The 6194-nt window shown below is 75.4% G+C and carries 7 protein-coding genes; 3 read left to right on the top strand and 4 right to left on the bottom strand.

The features are described from left to right. Positions 1 to 182: 182 nt before the first annotated feature. The 3 genes from ACFYMP_RS29650 to ACFYMP_RS29640 form a co-directional block, all read right to left on the bottom strand. Positions 183 to 383, bottom strand: a complete 201-nt coding sequence (locus tag ACFYMP_RS29650; protein WP_388863283.1) for a hypothetical protein — start codon at positions 381 to 383, stop codon at positions 183 to 185. Positions 384 to 527: 144 nt separating this feature from the next. Next, entirely contained in the window at positions 528 to 1142 is a 615-nt protein-coding gene (locus ACFYMP_RS29645; protein ID WP_388863281.1) for a DsbA family protein, read from the bottom strand. Positions 1143 to 1199: 57 nt separating this feature from the next. Next, positions 1200 to 1922 (bottom strand): YoaK family protein, encoded by a 723-nt coding sequence (locus ACFYMP_RS29640; protein WP_388863279.1) that lies wholly within the window; start codon positions 1920 to 1922, stop codon positions 1200 to 1202. A gap of 272 nt (positions 1923 to 2194) precedes the next feature. Here ACFYMP_RS29640 and ACFYMP_RS29635 point away from each other — a divergent pair, with 272 nt between their 5' ends. Next, positions 2195 to 3700, top strand: a complete 1506-nt coding sequence (locus ACFYMP_RS29635) for an MFS transporter (RefSeq protein ID WP_388863277.1) — start codon at positions 2195 to 2197, stop codon at positions 3698 to 3700. 140 nt (positions 3701 to 3840) lie between these two features. Further along, entirely contained in the window at positions 3841 to 3963 is a 123-nt protein-coding gene (locus ACFYMP_RS29630; RefSeq protein ID WP_363147329.1) for a 50S ribosomal protein L36, read from the top strand. 83 nt (positions 3964 to 4046) lie between these two features. On the opposite strand, the gene ACFYMP_RS29625 is transcribed toward ACFYMP_RS29630, so the two are convergent. Continuing rightward, a complete protein-coding gene (locus ACFYMP_RS29625; RefSeq protein ID WP_388863297.1) occupies positions 4047 to 5306 on the bottom strand; it encodes an SLC13 family permease in 1260 nt (419 codons plus the stop codon). A 158-nt stretch (positions 5307 to 5464) separates the two neighbouring features. Between ACFYMP_RS29625 and ACFYMP_RS29620 the strand changes: the two genes are divergently transcribed. Then, entirely contained in the window at positions 5465 to 6079 is a 615-nt protein-coding gene (locus tag ACFYMP_RS29620) for a TlpA disulfide reductase family protein (RefSeq protein ID WP_388863274.1), read from the top strand. Positions 6080 to 6194: the final 115 nt, after the last annotated feature.

The raw sequence follows: 6194 nt of genomic DNA, 5'->3' as shown, positions 1-6194 counted from the left end.
CGGGGGGTTGTAAGTGTTCCCCCGCGGGGGGGGCGGTACCCCCGGGGCGGGCCCGGGGGGGCGGGCGGGGGGCCGCGCGCGCCCCCCCCCCCGGGGGGGGGGGCGCCCCCGCCGGGGGTCCCCCCCCACCACCCCGTCACTGCCGGGGCCGCCGCGCGGCCACGACCGACCGGCCGCGGCGCTCAGGGAAGCAGCCGCTCGATGGCTTCCCGTCCCTCTTCGGCGATCTTCTTGCGGGCCCACTCCAGGTTCTCCGGGGTCACGTCCCGGCCCGTGGCCTGGACGAGGTCCTCCGGGGTCACCTCGTCCTGGGCACCGGTGTGCAGTTCGTCGTCCGGAGTGACGACGCGCGGCATGTTCTGCGCGTCCTTCTCGCCTGCCATGCGGCCTCCTCGTCTCGCGGCACGGACCCGTACGGGCCGCGCCCTCGCTCTGGTCATCTTCACGGCCCCCCGCTGTCCCGGCCACTCGGAAGCACGGGGGCGCGCCCGGCTCGCGTACCCGGGCGAAGGGGGCGCACACCGGACTCAGCCGGGCAGCTGCGCCTCGAACGCCTCGGGGGTCACCGCGTAACCCTCCGGGCCCAGGACCGTGAGGGGCTCCCCGTCCAGCAGCACCGTCGGGGTCGCCCGCACGCCGCTGCGGTCGAAGGCGTCCGAGACCGCTCGGGCCCACGACAGATACGTCCCGTCCGTGACCTTCTCGCGAAACCCGGGGGTGTCCAGACCCGGCACCTCCGCGCCGAGCCGCACCAGCGTCGTGGTGTCCGCGAACAGGTCCTCGTCCTCGGGCGGCTGCTCGGCGAACAGCACCCGCAGGTACATGACGAACTGCTCACTGCCCTCGTCCAGCGCGGCGCCGAGCGCGGAGAGCGCGCGCAGGGAGCCGGTACCGCCCGCGTTCTCGTCGATGAAGGTCGCGAAGTGGTGGTCGACGCGAATCCGGCCCGCGTCGGCCGCCTCCTGGAACACCGCGCCCAGACCGTTCTCCATCCGTTTGCAGTACGGGCAGCGCGGGTCCTCGTACACGCTGAGCACGTGCGCGGCCGTGTCCGGTCCGTAGCGCACGACGGTGTGCCCCGGGCCCGAGGTGTGGGCCGGGACCGCGGCGCCCGCCGGGTTCCTTGCACTCGCAGAGGTCATGTGTCCCAGGCTGCGGTGCGCACGCGCGGCCCGCAAAAGGAACCGCGCCGCGGCGCGTCAGTCCGCCGTCCGGGCCCGCCGCGCCGCGAGCGCCCCGGACACGGCCACCACCGCGACGAGGACCGCGGGCAGCGCCGGGGCCCACGGGGGGAGGGCGCGACGCAGCAGCACCGCGCAACAGGCGCCCGCCACCAGGCACAGCAGACGGGCCGCGGCCCAGCCGTTGGCCGCCGTGGCCCGCCCGGCGGACACACCGAGCACGAGCGTCGTGAGCGTGCTCGTGAAGAACGTGGTCGGCGCCCCGGTGGGGCCCAGCGCGAGTACCGCCGAAGCCTGCGCGCCCATCGCCGTGGCGAGCAGCCCCAGCAGGACGTACCGCGTCGGCGGCCCGGCATCGGTTCCCGACCAGGCCCAGCCGGCCGCGACCGCGGCCAGGAGCAGGGCCTCGGCGGCGAGCACCGCGAGCACCCGGCCGGGCCACGCCCCCCGCTCGGCGGAACGGGCGCCGACCGGGTGCAGCAGGGGCGCGACGAGAGCCGAGCCGAGCACATAACCGCACAGCGCCGCGCCCGGCGCCCACGCGCCCTCCGGCGCCCGCCCCGCCGCCGCCGCGCCCAGGAAGACCAGATTGCCGGTCATGACGCCCGCGAAGGCACCGCCCAGCGCGACGACGGCGAGCGCGTCCACCGCGCCCGAGGCGAAACTGAGGGCGAGCAGCGCCCCTCGTCCGCCCAGGGCCGAGAGCCGTTCCGTCGCCCGGCCGACCGTGCTCGTCGCCACCGCTTCCACCTCTCCGTCCGCGGCCTCCCGGCCCCCTCCCCGGCCCGGCTGCCCGCCCAGCACACCACGACACCCGCCCGCCCGGACGTGGACGCTGCTCCGAACGGCCCGGCCCGCCTCCCGCCCCAGGCCCGGGAGGCGGGCCGGCGTTCCTCGGCAGGCGGGCGCGGGAGAACTGGCCATACTCTGCTCGGGACGGGTACCAGGGGCACGGGGAGCCCCGGCGGACGGACCGGACAGGGGCGCCGGACCCCGCGTACGAAGGAGAGCACGTGGCCCAGGACCAGTCGGCGAACCCTCCGGCCCCCGCGCCCGAGGAGCCGGACCCCCGGCGGTGGAAGGCCCTCGCGGTCTGCCTCGTCGCCGGGTTCATGACGCTGCTCGACGTGTCGATCGTCAACGTCGCGCTGCCCTCCATCCGCAAGGGCCTGAGCACCCCCGAGTCCGACCTCCAGTGGGTCCTGTCCGGGTACGCGCTCGCCTTCGGGCTGTTCCTGATCCCGGCCGGGCGGCTGGGCGACGCACGCGGCAGGCGGCGCGTGTTCATGGTCGGGCTCGCGCTGTTCACGCTCGCCTCCGCCTCCTGCGGCGCGGCCCAGTCGAGCATGTGGCTGGTGATCTCCCGGCTGGTGCAGGGCGCCTCCGGCGGCCTGATCGCCCCGCAGATCTCCGCCCTGATCCAGCAGATGTTCCGGGGCCGTGAACGCGGCAAGGCCTTCGGCATGTTCGGCACGGTCGTCGGGATCTCCACGGCCGTGGGCCCGCTGCTGGGCGGGCTGCTGATCCAGGCGGCGGGGACCGAGGAGGGCTGGCGCTGGGTCTTCTACGTCAACCTGCCGCTCGGCGCTCTCTGTCTGCTGCTCGCCCGCCGCCTGCTGCCCGACACCCCGGACGCCCACCCCGTGGGGCTGCGCCGGCTCGACCCGCTGGGCGTCGTACTGCTCGGCTGCGGGGTGCTCGCGCTGCTGCTGCCCTTCGTCCAGTCCCAGCAGTGGCACGGCAACGCCAAGTACCTGCTGCTGGTGGTCGCGGCGGCCGTCCTCGGGGTGTTCGTGTGGTGGGAGGCGCGGTGCGGCGCGATGGGCGCGCAGCCCGTCGTGGAGCTGTCGCTGTTCAAGGTCCGCTCGTACTGGCTCGGTTCCTCGCTGATCCTGCTCTACTTCGCCGGCTTCACCTCGATCTTCTTCGTCACCACCCTGTACCTCCAGAACGGTCTGCACTACAGCGCGCTGCAGGCGGGGCTCACCATCACGCCCTTCGCCGTGGGCTCGGGCGCGGCCGCCGGCCTCGGCGGACGGCTCGTGGACCGCTTCGGCCGTCCGCTGGTCGCGCTCGGCCTGACCATGGTCGCGATCGGCCTGGCGGGTACGGCCTTCGCCGTCCATCAGGTGCCCGGACAGGGCGCCGGGTGGGCGATGCTCGTGCCCCTCCTGTTCGCCGGCCTCGGCAGCGGACTGGTGATCGCCCCCAACCAGACGCTGACCCTGTCCGAGGTGCCGGTGCACCGGGCGGGCAGTGCGGGCGGCACGCTCCAGACCGGACAGCGGGTCGGCTCCGCGATCGGTATCGCCGCGGTCGGCTCGGTGTTCTTCGCACGGGTGGGAGAGGACGGCTGGTCCACCGCGCTCGACCACGGTCTGTACGTCTCCGTCGCCTTCGTCCTCGGGGCCCTGGTGCTGGCCCTCGCCGACGTCCTGGCCGGCCGCAGGGACCACCGGCGGGCGGCCACCAGGGAGCGGGACGCGGCGTACACCGGGGGCGCCACCCGCTCGCCGTAGACGCGCTCCGGGAGACTCGTCCCGCTTCCGGCCCAGGTCACCGTCGCTCCGCGCCGGAATGAACCAGGCCCCGCCCGTGTTGGCATGTCCATCACCGGCAGTACGGCGCCGACGCACTGCCCCGACCGGAAGGCGCAACCGTGAAGGTCCGCAACTCGCTGCGCGCGCTCAAGAACAAGCCGGGCGCCCAGGTGGTCCGCCGTCGAGGCCGTGTCTACGTCCTCAACCGCAAGGACCCGCGCCAGAAGACCCGACAGGGCTGATCCGCGCCCCACCCGTGATCCCCCGAGGCCCCTCTGGGCGCGGGGGATCACTCGCGCGCGCCTTTCCCGGCCGCGCCCCCCCCTCAGCCGCCGGTCAGCCGCAGCCCGGCCCACAGAGCCGCCGTCGAGGCGAGCAGGGTGAGCGGGACCGTGATCAGGCCGAGCCGGGTGAACGCCCCAAGGGAGGCGTTCTCCCCGTGGTGGTGCAGGACCCGGCGCCACAGCAGCGTCGCGAGCGAGCCCGCGTACGTGAGGTTCGGGCCCAGGTTGACGCCGAGCAGGGCCGCGAGGACCGGTCCCGGGCCGTGCGGCGAGAGGATCGGCAGCAGCGCCAGGACGGCCGGCAGATTGTTGATGACGTTGGACAGCAGCGCGGCGAGCGCCGCCACCGCGAGCAGCGACCAGAAGGAGTCGCCCGAGGGCAGCAGCCGGCCGAGGCCGGACTCCAGACCGTTGTCGACCACCGCCCTGACGACCACGCCGAGCGCCAGGACGAACACGCAGAACAGCGGTGAGGCCGAGTCCACCAGCGCGCGCGGGCCCGTGGTGTGCCGCCGCAGTCCGCGCGCGGCGAGGACGAGGACACCCGCGAGCGCGGCCCAGGCCGGTGCGAGGCCGATCAGAGAGGCGCCCACGAACCCGGCGAGGGTCAGCGCCACCACGACCAGGGTGAGGACCGGCGCGCGCGGCGCCTCCTCCGCCGGGGGCGGGGCCGAGGCGCCCGCCGCGAGGTCGGCGCGGAAGAACCGGCGGAACACGGCGTACTCGACCGCGATCGCCGCGAGCCAGGGCGCCGCCATGAGCCCCGCGAAGCGCAGGAAGGACAGCCCGCTCACGCCGAAGGCCAGCAGGTTGGTCAGGTTGGACACCGGCAACAGGAGCGAGGCGGAGTTGGCCAGGTGGGCCGTGGCGTACACGTGCGGCCGGGCCCGCGCCCCGGCCCGCGCCGCCGTCGCGAACACCACCGGGGTCAGCAGCACCACGGTCGCGTCGAGGCTGAGCACCGCCGTCACCACGGCGGCCACCACGAAGACGCCGCCCAGCATCCGGGGCGCGCTGGCCCCGCACCAGCGCGCCACCCAGGCCCCCGCGACCCTGAACAAGCCCTCGTCGGCACAGAGCCGGGCGAGCATCAGGACGAGCGCGAGAAAGCCGACGACCGGCAGCAGTGTGCGCACCTCGTCCCACGCGGCCGAGGGGCTCACCGCGCCGACGCCCGCCAGGAGCACCGCGCCGGGCACGGCCACCGCCGCCTCCGGCAACCCACGGGGCCGGGCCACGGCGAAGGCGAGCACCGCGAGCAGGACGGCCACGGACAGGATCTCGGCGGGGACGGTACTCAGTGTGGTGCTCCGGGTGCGCGGGGCGCCGACGCCGCGGCGCCCGGAGAGGGCGGTACGGCGCCAAGCTTCCCACCCGTCCCGGTCGACGCCGGGCAGGCCCGCCCGCACGCGGGGCAGACCCGGGAAGGCCGGACGGACGCCGTGGCATGCTGCTCCCCATGACGACGCGATCACCGTTGCCCCGCCCCGGTTCCTCCCGTCGGCGCGGGGCGGTGCGCGCGGCGACGGCCGTCGTCGCGGGGCTCCTGCTGCTGACGGCGTGCGGGGGGACCACGGACGGCGCGGACGCCCGCGGTGTGCGGGGCGACGCCGAGGGGTTCCTCAGGGTGCCGGCCCCGGACCGCAAGCGGGCACCGGAACTCTCCGGCCCCACCGTGGACGGACGGCCGCTGGACACCTCGGCCTACCGGGGAAAGATCGTGGTGCTCAACGTGTGGGAGTCCACGTGCGCTCCCTGCCGGGCCGAGGCGCCCGCCTTCGCGAAGGTCGCCGGGCAGACGCGGCAGCAGGGGGTGGCCTTCCTCGGCATCAACACCCGCGAGGCAAGCCGCGCCGCCGCCCGGTCCTTCGAGAAGGCCCACAAGATCACCTATCCGAGCCTCTACGACCCGGACGGACGTAAGCTCCTCGCCTTTCCCCGGGGCACCTTCCCGCAGACGATCCCGGTGACCGTGGTCCTCGACCGGCGAGGCCGCATCGCCGCCCGCGCCTTCACCCCGCTCGGGGAACGCTCCCTGCGCGCGCTGATCCGCCCGGTCGTGTCGGAGGACTGAGGACAGCGACCGGGCGCACCACGACCGACAGCGCTGCGGGCCGGACCCCCGAGGGGTCCGGCCCGCAGCGCTGTCACTTCTCATCGCACCGTGTGCCGAGAAGGCGGCAGCGGCG

Origin of the sequence: Streptomyces sp. NPDC007088, from assembly GCF_042869355.1 — a bacterium.
Taxonomy (GTDB): Bacteria; Actinomycetota; Actinomycetes; order Streptomycetales; family Streptomycetaceae; genus Streptomyces.
Note: the sequence above shows the minus strand (reverse complement) of the source record. Positions and strands in the feature narration are given on the sequence as shown.

What these genes read in the sequence shown, in the direction of transcription:
- ACFYMP_RS29650 (WP_388863283.1), bottom strand. Translation starts at nt 383, where the DNA reads ATGGCAGGCGAGAAGGACGCGCAGAACATGCCGCGCGTCGTCACTCCG.
- ACFYMP_RS29645 (WP_388863281.1), bottom strand. Translation starts at nt 1,142, where the DNA reads ATGACCTCTGCGAGTGCAAGGAACCCGGCGGGCGCCGCGGTCCCGGCC.
- ACFYMP_RS29620 (WP_388863274.1), top strand. Translation starts at nt 5,465, where the DNA reads ATGACGACGCGATCACCGTTGCCCCGCCCCGGTTCCTCCCGTCGGCGC.